Source organism: Aeromonas sp. BIGb0445 (genome assembly GCF_024809075.1).
Taxonomy (GTDB): domain Bacteria; phylum Pseudomonadota; class Gammaproteobacteria; order Enterobacterales; family Aeromonadaceae; genus Aeromonas; species Aeromonas rivuli.
Window position 1 is genome coordinate 299,030 of the sequence record NZ_JANUES010000004.1, and the last position, 15,506, is coordinate 314,535.

General features: G+C 62.7%; 14 protein-coding genes. All 14 read left to right on the forward strand.

The genetic code is table 11. The features are described 5' to 3' along the window. The first annotated feature begins 80 nt into the window (after positions 1 to 80). Positions 81 to 839, forward strand: coding sequence for a flagellar motor protein (locus M2367_RS11335; RefSeq protein ID WP_259236728.1), 759 nt, complete (start codon positions 81 to 83; stop codon positions 837 to 839). Then, on the forward strand, positions 817 to 1,692 hold the full coding sequence (locus M2367_RS11340) for a MotB family protein (protein WP_259236729.1): 876 nt from the start codon (positions 817 to 819) through the stop codon (positions 1,690 to 1,692). Before M2367_RS11335 ends, M2367_RS11340 begins: the two co-directional genes overlap by 23 nt. A gap of 244 nt (positions 1,693 to 1,936) precedes the next feature. Then, positions 1,937 to 2,341 (forward strand): NADH-quinone oxidoreductase subunit A, encoded by a 405-nt coding sequence (locus tag M2367_RS11345; RefSeq protein WP_042043692.1) that lies wholly within the window; start codon positions 1,937 to 1,939, stop codon positions 2,339 to 2,341. A gap of 29 nt (positions 2,342 to 2,370) precedes the next feature. Beyond that, entirely contained in the window at positions 2,371 to 3,045 is a 675-nt protein-coding gene (locus M2367_RS11350) for an NADH-quinone oxidoreductase subunit B family protein (RefSeq protein WP_259236730.1), read from the forward strand. 2 nt (positions 3,046 to 3,047) lie between these two features. Continuing rightward, positions 3,048 to 4,853 (forward strand): NADH-quinone oxidoreductase subunit C/D, encoded by a 1,806-nt coding sequence (gene nuoC / locus M2367_RS11355; RefSeq protein WP_259236731.1) that lies wholly within the window; start codon positions 3,048 to 3,050, stop codon positions 4,851 to 4,853. 65 nt (positions 4,854 to 4,918) lie between these two features. After that, entirely contained in the window at positions 4,919 to 5,485 is a 567-nt protein-coding gene (nuoE, locus tag M2367_RS11360; RefSeq protein ID WP_224432655.1) for an NADH-quinone oxidoreductase subunit NuoE, read from the forward strand. Continuing rightward, positions 5,482 to 6,867: an NADH-quinone oxidoreductase subunit NuoF gene (gene nuoF, locus M2367_RS11365; RefSeq protein ID WP_259236732.1), complete on the forward strand. Its 1,386-nt coding sequence runs from the start codon at positions 5,482 to 5,484 to the stop codon at positions 6,865 to 6,867. Before nuoE ends, nuoF begins: the two co-directional genes overlap by 4 nt. Positions 6,868 to 6,929: 62 nt before the next feature. Then, positions 6,930 to 9,659 carry an NADH-quinone oxidoreductase subunit NuoG gene (gene nuoG, locus M2367_RS11370; protein WP_259236733.1) on the forward strand — a complete coding sequence of 910 codons (2,730 nt, stop codon included), beginning with the start codon at positions 6,930 to 6,932 and terminating at the stop codon, positions 9,657 to 9,659. Beyond that, positions 9,656 to 10,624 (forward strand): NADH-quinone oxidoreductase subunit NuoH, encoded by a 969-nt coding sequence (nuoH, locus tag M2367_RS11375; RefSeq protein ID WP_005324240.1) that lies wholly within the window; start codon positions 9,656 to 9,658, stop codon positions 10,622 to 10,624. Before nuoG ends, nuoH begins: the two co-directional genes overlap by 4 nt. 7 nt (positions 10,625 to 10,631) lie before the next feature. Next, positions 10,632 to 11,174 (forward strand): NADH-quinone oxidoreductase subunit NuoI, encoded by a 543-nt coding sequence (nuoI, locus tag M2367_RS11380; RefSeq protein WP_005324242.1) that lies wholly within the window; start codon positions 10,632 to 10,634, stop codon positions 11,172 to 11,174. A gap of 9 nt (positions 11,175 to 11,183) precedes the next feature. Next, positions 11,184 to 11,735, forward strand: coding sequence for an NADH-quinone oxidoreductase subunit J (gene nuoJ, locus M2367_RS11385; RefSeq protein ID WP_163137819.1), 552 nt, complete (start codon positions 11,184 to 11,186; stop codon positions 11,733 to 11,735). Further along, positions 11,732 to 12,040: an NADH-quinone oxidoreductase subunit NuoK gene (nuoK, locus tag M2367_RS11390; RefSeq protein ID WP_041205926.1), complete on the forward strand. Its 309-nt coding sequence runs from the start codon at positions 11,732 to 11,734 to the stop codon at positions 12,038 to 12,040. The genes nuoJ and nuoK overlap by 4 nt, the downstream gene beginning before the upstream one ends. After that, positions 12,037 to 13,884 (forward strand): NADH-quinone oxidoreductase subunit L, encoded by a 1,848-nt coding sequence (gene nuoL / locus M2367_RS11395; RefSeq protein WP_259236734.1) that lies wholly within the window; start codon positions 12,037 to 12,039, stop codon positions 13,882 to 13,884. The genes nuoK and nuoL overlap by 4 nt, the downstream gene beginning before the upstream one ends. A 68-nt stretch (positions 13,885 to 13,952) precedes the next feature. Further along, the gene (gene nuoM / locus M2367_RS11400) at positions 13,953 to 15,470 is read left to right on the forward strand and encodes an NADH-quinone oxidoreductase subunit M (protein WP_259236735.1); all 1,518 of its coding nucleotides are present in this window, start codon (positions 13,953 to 13,955) and stop codon (positions 15,468 to 15,470) included. Positions 15,471 to 15,506 lie beyond the last annotated feature (36 nt).

The following is a 15,506-nucleotide window of genomic DNA, read 5'->3' on the forward strand; positions in this document are numbered from 1 at the left end:
CACAAGTTGGATATCATTTTGAAAAACTGATAGTTAAGTACCTACACTAGCCAGAGTTAACTACACAGGGGTCTGGATACATGAGTCTGATCGGTTTGCTGCTAGCCTTGATTGCCATATTGGGCGGCAACATGCTCGAAGGTGGCCATCCCAGCGCCCTGCTCAATCTGCCCGCCTTCCTCATCGTGATCGGGGGCACTGTCGGCGCGGCCCTGACCCAATTCCCTTTCTCCGTGGTTGGCAGAACCTTCAAGCGCTTCAAATGGCTCATCACCCCCCTTCGCCTCGACATGCAAGAGCAGGCTCAACTGCTGGAAACCCTGGCAGGCAATGCAAGGCGCAGCGGCATGCTGGCGCTGGAAGCCATGATCGACGACATCAAGGATCCCTTCTTGCAAAAAGGGGTGCAGATGATGGTCGACGGCTACGAGAAGACCAAGATCCACGAGGTGCTGGAAAACGAGATCGAATTCGAGCAGGAAGATCTCGAGCAGACCGTCAAGTTTTATGAAGCCATGGGGGGTTACTGTCCCACCATGGGGATCGTCGGTGCCGTGTTTGGCCTGATCCATGCGATGGGTTTGCTGGATGCCCCAGACCAGCTTGGGGGGGCCATCGCGGTGGCCTTCATCGCCACCATCTACGGGGTGGGCGCGGCCAACCTGATCTTTCTGCCATTTGGCAACCGCTACAAAGGATTTGCCCATCAGATCAGGCACTACAAGGAGATGACTCTGACCGGCATCCTCTGCATCCTGGACGGCGAATCACAGCAACGGCTGCAAGTGACTCTGGAACCCTATCTCGGAGGTCATGATGGCCAAGAAGAAAAAGGCTGAATCCCCGGAAAACCATGAGCGCTGGCTGGTCTCCTATGCCGATTTCATGACCCTGCTGTTCGCCCTGTTCGTGGTGCTCTACTCCTTCGCCATGACCAAGCAGTCGGAAACCCGGGTGTTGATCCAGGGTCTTATTGAGTCGCTCGGCAAGATCGGGCTCATCTCTCCTCCCGCGGGCTCGCCGGTGATGCAAGGGGGCACCGGGATCCTCGAGCCCGATCCCAGCATCACGCCGGCTGTCCCCCAAGCAGAGCCGGTACTGAGTACAGAGGCACCCACGGTGGCGGCCGATCCCTTCAACGAAACCATTGGCGCCTCGGAGAAAGCCAATGCGGCGGAGTCCTGGCCCCATAAGAGCAAGGAGCAGGAGTGGGCAACCACCACCAAACAGAAACTGGATCAGCAGCTCAAGAGCCAGATTGAATCCAAAGAGCTGGAGGTAGAGCAGCTCGGCAGCCAGCTGGTGATCCGTATCGGCGAGAAGAGCCTGTTCCCTGCAAACTCGGCCTTCCTCCAACCCCAATTCATTCCTCTGGTCAACAAGGTCTCCGATACCCTGGCAGATATCCCGGGGATGGTGGTGGTCACCGGTCATACCGATGATTCACTGACGGCGATAGAGCTTTATCGCAACAACTGGGAGTTGTCGGTGCTGCGGGCGGCATCCATAGTCCACACCCTGCTGACCAACCCGAAGATCGATGCCAGACGAGTCATCGCTCAAGGGGTGGCCGACACCCAGCCTCGCTTTGCCAATGACACCCTCGCACACCGGCAGGCCAATCGGCGCGTCGAGATAACCCTCTCACAAGGCAAGGCCGCCGAACGAACCCTCCCCCTCCTCACCCCCTGATAAAATGGGGGATCTTTGTTATGCCGCGCCCTATTTCTCCTGCCACCGACAACACGCCTCCGCGTTTCACGGCGATTAAAAGTCATTCTCGAATGAGAAGTTTGACCCCGGTTGCAAAAAGCAATTTCTCCTTTCCTTGATTAATAATTGACCTAATGAAATGACATGTAAATCAGTATGGAACTGGCATACTACGTAGCACCCTTGTTAAGTCACATGATTAATTCGGTTAGGGAAAACCTATATGTTTGCTGATGTTGCTGTCCAGCATTGGGCCTTTGCTGTTTATGTCATTGGGGCCATCTGCATCTGTCTGACCATGATAGGCGTCGCGGCCTTGCTGGGAGGGCGAGCCTATGGCCGTGCCAAAAACAGACCCTTCGAATCCGGCATCGATTCCGTCGGCAACGCCCGTCTGCGTTTCTCCGCCAAGTTCTACCTGGTCGCCATGTTCTTCGTCATCTTCGACGTCGAGGCGCTCTATCTCTTCGCCTGGTCCGTTTCCGTTCGGGAAAGTGGCTGGGTCGGTTTCATCGAAGCCACCATCTTCATCACCCTGCTGCTGGTAGGCCTCATCTACCTGTGGCGTATCGGTGCCCTCGACTGGGCCCCGAAGAAGCGCGTCCTGACTGACAAGAAGCCAGACTGATTTACCGATTATCCCTTTGAGGTTGCACCATGAAGTACACCCTGACCCGGATTGACCCGGATGCGCCCGTTGAGCGCTACCCCCAGGAACAGCGCCAGACCGTCGATGACCCGCTGGCGCAGCAGGCGACCCGCGGCATCATGATCGGGCGCCTCGAAGAGGTGCTGCAAGACACCGTCAACTGGGGCCGCAAGAACTCCCTCTGGCCCTACAACTTCGGCATCTCCTGCTGCTATGTGGAGATGTGTACCGCCTTCACCTCCCCCCATGACGTGGCCCGCTTCGGTGCCGAAGTCATCCGGGCTTCGCCCCGTCAGGCGGATTTCATGGTGATCGCCGGCACCCCCTTCATCAAGATGGCGCCTGTCATCCAGCGCCTCTATGAACAGCTGCTCGAACCCAAGTGGGTCATCTCCATGGGCGCCTGTGCCAACTCGGGCGGCATGTACGACATCTATTCCGTGGTGCAGGGGGTGGACAAGTTCCTGCCGGTCGACGTCTACATTCCGGGCTGCCCGCCCCGTCCCGAAGCCTTCCTGCAAGCCCTGATGCTGTTGCAGGACTCCATCGGCAAGGAGCGCCGCCCCCTCTCCTGGACGGTGGGCGATCAGGGGATCTACCGTCCCCAGATGCAGGCCGAGAAGGATCGCAAGCGGGAAGATCGCATCCAAGTCACCAACCTGCGCACGCCGGATGAGATCTGACCATGAAACTGACTCGAGAATTCCCAAGCAACTACACCATGGCCCAGGGGCAGACGGCGGATCACGCCGATGCCCAGGTGGTCGGCGAGCTGTTTGCCCATTTCGGCGCCGAGCGCTTCACCGTCCAGACCACCCGCACCGGGGTGCCTGTGCTCTGGCTCTCCCGCGATCTGCTGCAGGACGTGATGGGCTTCTTGCAAAAACTGCCCTCCCCGTTCGTGATGCTGTTTGATCTCAGCGCCACCGACGAGCGAATGCGCAGCCACCGCCACGGCCTGCCGGGCAGCGACTTCACCGTCTTCTACCACCTCATTTCCATCGACCGTAACGCCGATGTGATGCTGAAGGTGCCGCTGATGGAGAGCGATCTGCACCTGCCGACCATCAGCCGTCACTTCCCCAACGCCAACTGGTACGAGCGGGAAGTCTGGGATCTGATGGGCATCACCTTCGACGGTCACCCCCATCTCACCCGCATCATGATGCCCAAGAGCTGGCAGGGACACCCGCTGCGCAAGGACTACCCGGCCCGGGCCACCGAGTTCGATCCCTTCATGCTCGACGCGGTCAAGCAGGATCAGGAACAGGACAACCTGCTGTTCAAGCCCGAAGAGTGGGGCATGAGCCGGGGCAACGAGAACGAAGACTACATGTTCTTGAACCTCGGCCCCAACCACCCCTCCGCCCACGGCGCCTTCCGGCTGGTGCTGCAGCTCGATGGCGAGGAGATCCGCGACTGCGTGCCCGACATCGGCTATCACCACAGGGGTGCCGAGAAGATGGGCGAGCGCCAGTCCTGGCACAGCTACATCCCCTACACCGACCGGGTCGAGTACTTAGGGGGGGTGATGAACAACCTGCCCTATGTGCTGGCAGTCGAGAAGCTGGCGGGGATCACCGTGCCCAACCGGGTCGACATGATCCGGGTGATGATGGCGGAGCTGTTCCGCATCCAGAGCCACCTGCTGTTCCTCGGTACCTATATCCAGGACGTGGGGGCCATGACCCCTGTCTTCTTCACCTTCACCGACCGGCAGAAGATCTACACCATCATCGAGGCCATCACGGGCGCGCGCATGCACCCGGCCTGGTTCCGCATCGGCGGTGTGGCCCACGACCTGCCCACCGGCTGGGCCCGCCTCATCCAGGACAACCTGCTGAGCTGGCTGCCCAAGCGCCTGATGGAGTATGAGAAGGCCGCCATGCGCAACAGCATACTGCGCGGTCGCACCATAGGCGTCGCCGCCTACAACACGGCGCAGGCGCTCGCCTGGGGCACCACGGGCGGCGGTCTGCGCGCCACCGGCCTCAACTTCGACGTGCGCAAATGGCGCCCTTATTCCGGCTACGATCAGTTCGAGTTCGAGGTGCCGGTGGGCAGCAATGGGGATGCCTACGACAGAGCCACGGTGCGCATCGAGGAGATCCGCCAGAGCATGCGCATCATAGAGCAGTGCATGAAGAACATGCCGGAGGGCCCCTTCAAGGCGGATCACCCGCTCACCACGCCGCCGCCAAAAGAGCGCACTCTGCAGGACATCGAGACCCTGATCACCCACTTCCTGCAAGTGTCCTGGGGGCCCGTGATGCCGGCCGCCGAGTCCTTCCAGATGATAGAGGCGACCAAGGGGATCAACAGTTACTACCTGACCAGCGACGGCTCCACCATGAGTTACCGGACCCGGATCCGGACCCCGAGCTTTGCCCACCTGCAGCAGATCCCCTCGGTGATCCGCGGCCAGATGGTGTCGGATCTCATCGTCTACCTGGGCAGTATCGATTTCGTCATGTCGGATGTGGATCGTTAAGTTCCCGCCGCGCCCACGCGAGGGCGCAACGGGACAAGAAGAATAAACGACAGAAGGTTAAGTTCATGAGCCAGCAATGTCAGTGCAAGAATACATCGTCCCCAGCGGGACAGAGCGCATGCCAGAGCAAGGGGGACGCCCTAGTCCCAAGCCAGAAGGACGGCTTCGTCCTGAGCCAGGCCGAGCGCGATGCCATAGAGCATGAGACGCACCACTACGAAGATCCCCGCGCCGCCAGCATAGAAGCACTCAAAATAGTGCAGCAGGCCCGCGGCTGGGTACCGGACGGTGCCATCCATGCCATCGCCGCCGTGCTCGGCATCCCTGCCAGCGACGTGGAAGGGGTCGCCACCTTCTACAGCCAGATCTTCCGCCAGCCGGTCGGACGCCACATCATCCGTGTCTGTGACAGCATGGTCTGTTACATCAACGGCCATGAGCAGCTGCTGGCCGGCCTGAAAGAGGTCATGGATCTGGCCCCCGGCCAGACCTCCCCTGACGGCCGCTTCACCCTGCTGCCGGTCTGCTGCCTCGGCAACTGCGACAAGGGGCCGGCGCTGATGATAGACGACGATACCTACGGTGGGCTCGACGCCGTCAGTCTGCTGAAAACCCTGGAGGCTTACCCATGAGCCTGCAACCAAACAAGACACTCGCCTCCCTCGGCACCGCCAACCGCATCGCCCGTGCCCCCGAGACCCATCCCCTCACCTGGCGGTTGCGGGATGACGGCCAGCCGGTCTGGCTGGACGAATACCAGAGCAAGCAGGGCTACGATGCGGCCCGCAAGGCACTGAGTCAGATGAGCCCTGATGAGATCGTCGGCACCGTCAAGGACGCCGGCCTCAAGGGGCGCGGCGGCGCCGGCTTCTCCACCGGAGTGAAGTGGGGCCTGATGCCCAAAGACGAGAGCATGAACATCCGTTACCTGCTCTGCAACGCCGACGAGATGGAGCCGAATACCTGGAAAGACCGGCTGCTGATGGAGCAACTGCCCCACCTGCTGATCGAGGGGATGATCATCAGTGCCCGGGCCCTCAAGGCCTACCGTGGCTACATCTTCCTGCGTGGTGAATATGTCGATGCCGCCATCCACCTGCGCCGCGCGGTGATCGAGGCCAAGGCCGCCGGCCTGCTCGGCAAGAACATCCTGGGCTCGGGCTTTGACTTCGAGCTGTTCGTCCACACGGGCGCCGGGCGTTACATCTGCGGCGAAGAGACGGCGCTTATCAACTCCCTGGAAGGGCGACGCGCCAACCCGCGGGCCAAACCCCCCTTCCCCGCGATCGTAGGCGTCTGGGGCAAGCCGACCTGCGTCAACAACGTCGAGACCCTGTGCAACGTGCCCGCCATCATAGGCAACGGCGTGGCCTGGTATCAGGGGCTGGCGCTGCCAGGCTCGGAAGATCACGGCACCAAGCTGATGGGCTTCTCCGGCAAGGTGAACAACCCGGGTCTGTGGGAGCTGCCCTTTGGTATCACGGCGCGTGAGCTGTTCGAGAACTATGCCGGCGGCATGAAACCCGGCTATCGCCTCAAGGCGTGGCAACCGGGCGGTGCCGGCACCGGCTTCCTGCTGCCCGAGCACCTGGATGCCCAGATGTATGCCGGTGGCATCGGCAAGGTCGGCACCCGTATGGGGACGGGCCTCGCCATGGCAGTGGATGACAGCATCAACATGGTCGGACTCTTGCGCAACATGGAGGAGTTCTTCGCCCGCGAATCCTGCGGCTGGTGCACTCCCTGCCGCGACGGCCTGCCCTGGAGCGTCAAGATCCTGCGGGCCCTGGAGCGAGGCGAAGGCCAACCCGAGGATCTCGCCACCCTGGAGCAGCTGGTCAGCTTCCTGGGGCCGGGCAAGACCTTCTGCGCCCATGCCCCCGGCGCCGTCGAGCCCCTTGGCAGTGCCATGAAGTACTTCAGGTCCGAGTTCGAGGCCGGGGTCAAGGCCCCCCATGACAATCACAAGCTGTTCAAGGGTATCCAGCCCAATCTGCTGGGCGAACGCTGGTAACACGAGGCGTCATGCCTGCTGCGAGCCATGGATTTTATCTAATTTGATGTCAGGGAAGTTGTATGGCCACCATTCATGTAGACGGTAAAGAGTTCGAGGTAGACGGGGCAGATAACCTGCTGCAAGCCTGTCTGTCGCTGGGTCTGGACGTCCCCTATTTTTGCTGGCACCCGGCGCTCGGTAGCGTCGGCGCCTGCCGCCAGTGTGCGGTCAAACAGTATCAGAATGCCGACGACAAGCGCGGCCGCCTGGTCATGTCCTGCATGACGCCGTCCACCGATGGCACCTATATCTCCATCGAGGACGAAGAGGCGAAGGAGTTTCGCAAGACTGTGGTGGAGTGGCAGATGACCAACCACCCCCACGACTGCCCTGTGTGTGAAGAGGGTGGCGCCTGCCACCTGCAGGACATGACGGTGATGACGGGCCACAACAGCCGTCGCTACCGCTTCACCAAGCGCACCCACCAGAATCAGGATCTGGGCCCTTTCATCAATCACGAGATGAACCGCTGCATCGCCTGCTATCGCTGCGTCCGTTACTACAAGGACTACGCTGGTGGCGAGGATCTGGGTGTCTACGGTGCCCACGACAACGTCTACTTCGGCCGGGTCGAGGATGGCACCCTGGAGAGCGAGTTCTCCGGCAACCTGGTGGAGGTCTGCCCCACCGGCGTCTTCACCGACAAGACCCATTCCGAGCGCTACAACCGCAAGTGGGACATGCAGTTTGCCCCCAGCATCTGCCAGCAGTGCTCGGTCGGCTGCAACATCAGCCCGGGTGAGCGATATGGCGAGCTGCGCCGCATCGAGAACCGCTTCCACGGCGCCCTGAACCACTACTTCCTCTGTGATCGTGGCCGCTTCGGTTACGGCTATGTCAACCAGGCCGACCGCCCGCGCCAACCCCTGCTTCAGGATGGCAATGACAAGCTGGCCATCACGGTGGATGGCGCCCTCAACCGCGCCGCCGATGCCCTGCGCACCGCCTCCGGCATCATCGGCATCGGCTCGCCCCGGGCGTCACTCGAGAGCAACTTCGCCCTGCGCGAGCTGGTGGGCGCCGCCAACTTCTACGCAGGGGTCGAGCAGAGCGAATGGGCCTGCCTGCAGAAGATGCTGCATGTCCTGCACCAGGGCGGGGTACGAACCCCCAGCCTGCGTGACATGGAAGAGGCCGACGCCGTGCTGGTGCTGGGTGAAGATGTCACCCAGACGGCCGCCCGGATCAGCCTTGCCCTGCGTCAGGCAGTCAAGGGCAAGGGACGTGAAATCGCCCGCAAGCTGAAGGTGGACCTGTGGCAGGTCGCCGCGGTGCAGACGCTCGCTCAGAATGAGCGTTATCCGCTGCTCATCACCAGCCTGGATCAGACCCGTCTGGACGACGTGGCCGCCGATACCCTCCATGCCCCTCACGCCGATCAGGCCCGCCTCGGCTTTGCCATCGCCCACCTGCTCGACGGTTCCGCCCCTGCCCCGCAGGATCTGGACGCCGATCAGCTGGCTCAAGCGACCCGCTGGGCCGAGCTGCTCGGCAACGCCAAGAAGCCGCTCATCATCGCAGGCTCCGGTGCCCGCAGCCAGGCGCTGATCGAGGCGGCCAGCAACATAGCCCACGCCCTCAAGGGTCGTGCCCAGGAGGTGAGCCTGGCGCTGGTGGCACAGGAAGCCAACAGCCTGGGGCTGGTCATGCTGGCCGGGGCCGCCGCACCGCTGGAAGCTGCCCTCGAGCGCATCGAAGGGAGCGAGTCCCTTGCGCTGATCACCCTGGAGAACGATCTCTATCGCCGTGCTCCCCGCAACCGGGTCGATGCCGCCATCAAGCGCCTGCAGCATCTGCTGGTGGTGGATCATCAGGACACCCGCACCGCCCAGCAGGCCCACCTGGTGCTGCCTGCCGCCAGCTTTGCGGAGGCCGATGGCACTGTGGTGAACATGGAAGGCCGTGCCCAGCGCTTCTTCCAAGTCTATGCCCCCGCCTTCTACGACGCCGACATCCAGGTGCGCGAAGGCTGGCGCTGGCTGGCCGCGCTGCAAGGCACGCTGGACGGCAAGTCCCCGCGCTGGAGCAGCTTCGACGAGGTAAGTGCGGCCTGCGCCGCCTCTGCCCCGCTGCTGGCCACCATGGGCGAAGCCGCCCCCAATGCCGGGCTGCGTATCCGCGGCATGAAGCTCGCGCGCGAGCCGCACCGCTACAGCGGCCGCACCTCCATGCTGGCGGATCAGAACGTGAGCGAGCCCCGGGTGGCGCAAGACCCCGACTCCCCCTTCAACTTCTCCATGGAAGGCTACGCCGGTGCCCGCCAACCCCTGCAACAGGTGCCGTTTGCCTGGGCACCGGGCTGGAACTCCCCCTCCGCCTGGAACAAGTTCCAGGACGAGGTAGGTGGCAACCTGCGGGCTGGCGATCCCGGCCGCCGCCTGCTGGAACCGGGTGAGGACAACCTCGGCTGGTTCGACAGCATCCCGACTCCCTTCCAGGCCCAGGAGGCGCTGCAGGTGGTCAGTTACGAGCAGCTGTTTGGCGGCGAAGAGCTCTCCGCGCGCAGCCCGGTGATCCAGGCCCGGATGGCGCAGCCAGAATTGGTGCTCAATCCGGTCGATGCCGCCCGTTTGGCCCTTCATGCCGGCAATCTGGTGGCCTTCTCCTGGGGTGGTCACCACTGGCGGCTGACCCTGCGGATCAGCGAACGGTTGGCACCGGGTCTGCTCGGCCTGCCCCTTGGCGCCCATGGTCTGCCGACCGCGCTGCACCAGGCCTATGTGACTGACTTGCAGGAGGCCATCGCATGAGCAATGAGCTGATCGATCTGTTGCTGGAGGTAGGCAAAGCCTTGATCGTGCTGGTGGGGATTGTGGGGGCTGGCGCCTTCATGAGCTTCATCGAGCGCCGTCTGCTGGCGCTCTGGCAAGACAGGTACGGCCCCAACCGGGTGGGCCCCTTCGGCCTGCTGCAACTGGCGGCCGACATGGTCAAGATGTTCTTCAAGGAGGACTGGATCCCGCCCTTCGCGGATCGCCGGATCTTCGTGCTGGCCCCCATCATCGCCTTTACCGCCTTCATCCTGGCGTTTGCGGTGGTGCCCATCACCCCCACCTGGGGCGTGGCGGATCTCAACGTGGGGCTGCTCTACATCCTGGCCATAGCAGGGCTGGCGGTCTACGCCGTGCTCTTTGCCGGCTGGTCGAGCAACAACAAGTACTCCCTGCTCGGCAGCCTGCGCGCCTCGGCCCAGACCCTCTCCTACGAGGTGTTTCTCGGCCTCTCCTTGATGGGCATCGTCATCCAGACCGGCAGCTTCAACCTGCGGGAGATAGTGGAGGCGCAAGCCGGATTGTGGAACGTGATCCCCCAGTTCCTGGGCTTTATCACCTTCCTGTTTGCCGGGGTTGCCGTCACCCACCGTCACCCGTTTGACCAGCCGGAGGCCGAGCAGGAGCTCGCCGACGGCTATCACATCGAATACGCGGGTATGAAGTGGGGTCTGTTCTTCGTGGGCGAGTACATCGGCATAGTGCTGATCTCCTCCCTCATCGTGACCCTCTTCTTCGGTGGCTGGCACGGCCCCTGGTTGCCGCCCTTCATCTGGTTTGCCCTGAAGACCGCCTGCTTCATGGTGTTCTTCATCTTGCTGCGGGCCTCCCTGCCCCGCCCGCGCTTTGACCAGGTGATGTCCTTTGGCTGGAAAGTCTGCTTACCGCTTACCTTGCTCAACATGCTGGTAACCGGCGCCGTCGTGCTTATGAACGTGCAGTGAGGCACCAATGAAAATTACGAGCATTATCAAGGGTGTTGGCACCCAACTGCGCAGTCTGGGGATGGTCTTCTCCCATGCCTGGCGCCCCCGCGAGACCCTGAGCTACCCGGAGCAGCAGGTCTATGCCGCGCCCCGTTTCCGTGGCCGCATCGTGTTGACCCGGGATCCCGACGGTGACGAGCGCTGCGTGGCGTGCAACCTGTGCGCCGTGGCCTGCCCGGTCGGCTGCATCTCGCTGCAAAAAGCGGAGCGGGACGACGGTCGCTGGTACCCGGAGTTCTTCCGCATCAACTTCTCCCGCTGCATCTTCTGCGGTCTGTGTGAAGAGGCCTGCCCCACCACCGCCATCCAGCTGACGCCGGATTTCGAGATGGGCGAGTATCGCCGCCAGGATCTGGTGTACGAGAAGGAAGATCTGCTGATCAGCGGCCCCGGCAAATACCCGGACTACAACTTCTACCGCATGAGCGGTATGGCCATCGACGGCAAGCCCAAAGGGGATGCCGAGAACGAAGCCAAGCCCATCGATGTCAAGAGCCTGCTGCCCTAGGAGTCAATCATGGAACTGGCATTTTATGCCGCGGCCCTGGTCGCCGTTTACAGCACGCTGCGGGTCATCAGCACCAGCAACCCCATGCATGCGCTGCTCAATCTCATCATCTCGCTCATCGCCGTGGCCATGATCTTCTTCTGCCTGGGAGCCTCCTTTGCTGGCGCCCTGCAGGTGATCGTCTACGCCGGCGCCATCATGGTGCTGTTCGTGTTCGTGGTGATGATGCTGAACCTGGGCTCATCCCAGGATCAGGAGCGCAACTGGCTCACCCCCATGACCTGGGGTGGGCCTGCCCTGCTCTCCCTCATCCTGCTCGGCTTCCTGGCCTACGGCATCCTCGGGGTCACCGGCGGTGAGCTCGGGCAGACCGACGTCAGTGCGAAAGAGGTCGGCATCGCCCTGTTCGGCCCCTATGTGCTGGCGGTGGAGCTCGCCTCCATCCTGCTGCTGGCGGGTCTGGTGACCGCCTATCACCTTGGCCGTGAAGACAAGAGCGGGGAAGTGCTTTCCGTCCCCAAACCCACCGCTCGCCCATCCCAGGAAGGAGGTCAGCAATGAGTGGCATACCCATGGAACACGGTCTTCTGCTGGCCGCCATCCTGTTCTGCATCGGTTTGTGCGGTCTGCTGATCCGCCGCAACCTGCTGTTTATCCTCATGAGTATCGAGATCATGATGAATGCGTCCGCGCTGGCGTTCGTGGTGGCGGGTAGCCGCTGGGCCCAGGCCGACGGCCAGATCATGTACATACTGGTGATTTCTCTGGCGGCAGCGGAGGCCAGTATCGGCCTCGCCCTGTTACTGCTGCTCTATCGTCGTTACCACACCCTGAACGTGGACACTGTGAGCGAGATGCGCGGATGAGCCTCCTATATCTGACTTTCCTGTTCCCCCTGCTGGGGTGGCTGCTGCTGGCCTTCTCCATCGGCCGTCTCGGCGAGCGCAGCGCGGCACTCATCGGTGTCGGCAGCATAGGCCTGTCGGCCCTGACCACCCTCTGGGTCGGGTTCGACTTCCTCAATCACACCCCCGAGGGCGGCGTCTATACCCAGACCCTGTGGCAGTGGATGTCGGTGGGTGAATTCCAGCCCACCTTCCGTCTGGCGCTGGATGGGCTGTCGCTGACCATGCTGGGGGTGGTGACAGGGGTGGGCTTCTTCATCCACCTGTTCGCCTCCTGGTACATGCGCGGAGAAGAGGGGTATTCCCGCTTCTTCACCTACACCAACCTCTTCATCGCCAGCATGGTGTTCCTGGTGCTGGCCGATGATCTGCTGTTCGTCTACCTGGGTTGGGAAGGGGTGGGGCTGTGCAGCTACCTGCTGATCGGCTTCTACTACCGCAACCCGGCCAACGGCGCCGCCGCCCTCAAGGCGTTCGTGGTGACCCGGGTCGGTGACGTCTTCCTCGCCATCGGGCTCTTCGTGCTCTACCGCGAGCTCGGCACCCTCAACATCCACGAGCTGCTGGTGCGCGCCCCAGTGGTCTTTGCCGAGGGCTCCCCTGCCCTGTCGTTCGCCTGCCTGATGCTGCTCGGCGGCGCGGTCGGCAAGTCTGCCCAGCTGCCGCTGCAGACCTGGCTGGCAGACGCCATGGCGGGTCCGACCCCGGTCTCGGCACTGATCCACGCGGCCACCATGGTGACCGCCGGTGTCTACCTCATCGCCCGTACCCACGGCCTCTTCCTGCTTGCCCCCGAGATCCTCCATCTGGTGGCGCTGGTGGGCGCCATCACCCTGGTGCTGGCGGGCTTCGCGGCCCTGGTACAGACCGACATCAAGCGGATCCTGGCTTACTCCACCATGAGCCAGATAGGCTACATGTTCTTAGGCTTAGGGGTCGGCGCCTGGGAAGGGGCCATCTTCCACCTGATGACCCACGCCTTCTTCAAGGCGCTGTTGTTCCTCTCCTCTGGTGCGGTGATCATCGCCTGCCACCACGAGCAGAACATCTTCAAGATGGGGGGCCTGCGCAAGAGCCTGCCCCTGGTCTATGCCTGCTTCCTGGTGGGGGGCTCGGCCCTGGCCGCGCTGCCGCTGGTCACCGCCGGCTTCTACAGCAAGGACGCCATCCTCTGGCAGGTGCAGGCCAGTGGCCAGAGCGCCCTGTTGTGGGCCGGTCTGGTGGGGGCCTTCCTGACCTCCCTCTACACCTTCCGCCTCATCTTCATCGCCTTCCACGGCAAGGCACAGACACAGGCCCACGCCGGCCACGGCCTGGCGCACAAGCTGCCGCTGCTGGTGCTGCTGGTGCTCTCCACCGCCATCGGCTCCATGATAGTACCGCCGCTAGCCGGGGTACTGCCGGCCGGCCCCGGGGATCATATCGAAGAGGGACGCCACAGCCTCGAGATCCTCTCCGGCCTCATCGCCGTGGCGGGCATCACGCTCGCCGCCTTCCTCTTCCTTGGCGAGCGTCGCCTGGCAAAAAGCATCGCAAATAGTGCTCCTGGCCGCGCGCTCAGCACCCTCTGGTTCAACGCCTGGGGCTTTGACTGGCTGTATGACAAGCTCTGGGTCAAGCCCTACCTGCTGGTGACCCGCTTGCTCGGCAAGGACCCGCTGGATCGGATGATGAACCTGCCCGCCGTACTGGCACACAGCGGTCATCAGATGCTGGCCTGGACGGTGTCCGGCAAGTTGCGCTGGTACGCAGCCTCCATGGGGATGGGCGCCGTCCTGATCCTGGCGCTGCTGCTGCTCGGCTGATCCATGAGCCCAATATGTGTGGCAGGCCCGGGGCCTGCCCGACTAGAACCTAGACGAGAGCTGATATCGTGACCTTACTCTGGATCTTGTTAATTCCTTTTATCGGCGGCTTGCTCTGCTGGCAGATGGAGCGGCTCGGCGGACAATTCGTTCGCTGGGTAGCCCTGCTCTCCATGAGCGCCTGCCTGGTGCTCTCCGGTGCCATCTGGCTCGGCGGTGACTTCTCCCTCGCCAGCCCCGGCCTCCCCGTCTGGGCGGCCGAGTGGCAGCAACCCTGGATCCCCCGCTTCGGCATCTCATTGCACCTGGCGGTAGACGGCTTGTCGCTCCTGATGGTGATGCTCACCAGCTTCATCGGCGTGCTGGCCATCCTCTGCTCCTGGAAAGAAATCGTGCAGCGCATCGGCTTCTTCCACCTCAACCTGCTGTGGATCCTGGGGGGCGTGCTCGGCGTCTTCATGGCGGTGGACCTGTTCCTCTTCTTCTTCTTCTGGGAGATGATGCTGGTTCCCATGTACTTCCTGATCGCGCTCTGGGGCCATTCGGTTACCGACGGTAAATCCCGGATCAACGCGGCCACCAAGTTCTTCATCTACACCCAGGCGAGCGGCCTCATCATGCTGGTGGCCATCCTGGGACTGGTACTGACTCACCACGCCGCCACCGGCGTCTTTACCTTCAACTACCTCGACCTGCTCAACACCCCGATGAGCATTGGCGTACAGTGGCTGCTGATGCTGGGCTTCTTCATCGCCTTCGCGGTCAAGATGCCGCTGGTGCCGCTGCACGGCTGGCTGCCTGATGCCCACAGCCAGGCGCCGACCGCGGGTTCCGTGGATTTGGCGGGGATCCTGCTCAAAACCGCCGCCTATGGCCTGCTGCGCTTCACCCTGCCGCTGTTCCCGGAGGCCTCCGCCCAGTTCGCCCCCTACGCCATGCTCCTTGGCCTGTTCGGCATCATCTACGGTGCCCTGCTGGCCTTCGCCCAGACCGACATCAAGCGACTGGTGGCCTACACCAGTATCTCCCACATGGGTTTTGTGATGATCGCCATCTATTCGGGCAGCGAGCTGGCCCTGCAAGGGGCCGTGGTGCAGATGATCGCCCACGGCCTCTCCGCCGCCGGTCTCTTCATCCTGTGCGGCCAGCTCTACGAGCGGCTGCACACCCGGGACCTGCGCCTGATGGGCGGCCTCTGGGGTCGGCTGCGCTACCTGCCGGGGGTGATGCTGTTCTTCTCGGTGGCCTCATTGGGGATGCCGGGTACCGGCAACTTCATCGGCGAGTTCCTGATCCTCATCGGCAGCTTCCAGGTGGCCCCCATCATCACCATCATCGCCACCTTCGGCCTGGTGCTGGCCTCGGTCTACTCCCTCATCATGCTGCAACGGGCCTGCTTCGGTGCCCCCAAGGACGAGAGCGTCCTCAAGGGCCTGGACAGACGGGAGCTGGCCATGATGCTGACCATAGCCGGCCTCTTGGTACTGCTCGGGGTCTATCCCCAGCCGGTACTCGATACCGCCAGCAGCAGCCTGCTGAACGTGCTGCACTGGTATGCGCTGCCGGCTACAGGAGCACTGCAATGATGCCCTCTGTTTCTCTCTCCCTTTCCTTGTCCACAC

Excerpts from the sequence above, each read along its gene's own strand:
- nuoH (WP_005324240.1), top strand. The coding sequence starts at position 9,656 with ATGAGCAATGAGCTGATCGATCTGTTGCTGGAGGTAGGCAAAGCCTTG.
- nuoI (WP_005324242.1), top strand. The coding sequence starts at position 10,632 with ATGAAAATTACGAGCATTATCAAGGGTGTTGGCACCCAACTGCGCAGT.
- nuoJ (WP_163137819.1), top strand. The coding sequence starts at position 11,184 with ATGGAACTGGCATTTTATGCCGCGGCCCTGGTCGCCGTTTACAGCACG.
- M2367_RS11345 (WP_042043692.1), top strand. The coding sequence starts at position 1,937 with ATGTTTGCTGATGTTGCTGTCCAGCATTGGGCCTTTGCTGTTTATGTC.
- M2367_RS11350 (WP_259236730.1), top strand. The coding sequence starts at position 2,371 with ATGAAGTACACCCTGACCCGGATTGACCCGGATGCGCCCGTTGAGCGC.
- M2367_RS11340 (WP_259236729.1), top strand. The coding sequence starts at position 817 with ATGGCCAAGAAGAAAAAGGCTGAATCCCCGGAAAACCATGAGCGCTGG.
- nuoL (WP_259236734.1), top strand. The coding sequence starts at position 12,037 with ATGAGCCTCCTATATCTGACTTTCCTGTTCCCCCTGCTGGGGTGGCTG.
- M2367_RS11335 (WP_259236728.1), top strand. The coding sequence starts at position 81 with ATGAGTCTGATCGGTTTGCTGCTAGCCTTGATTGCCATATTGGGCGGC.
- nuoF (WP_259236732.1), top strand. The coding sequence starts at position 5,482 with ATGAGCCTGCAACCAAACAAGACACTCGCCTCCCTCGGCACCGCCAAC.
- nuoE (WP_224432655.1), top strand. The coding sequence starts at position 4,919 with ATGAGCCAGCAATGTCAGTGCAAGAATACATCGTCCCCAGCGGGACAG.
- nuoK (WP_041205926.1), top strand. The coding sequence starts at position 11,732 with ATGAGTGGCATACCCATGGAACACGGTCTTCTGCTGGCCGCCATCCTG.
- nuoG (WP_259236733.1), top strand. The coding sequence starts at position 6,930 with ATGGCCACCATTCATGTAGACGGTAAAGAGTTCGAGGTAGACGGGGCA.
- nuoC (WP_259236731.1), top strand. The coding sequence starts at position 3,048 with ATGAAACTGACTCGAGAATTCCCAAGCAACTACACCATGGCCCAGGGG.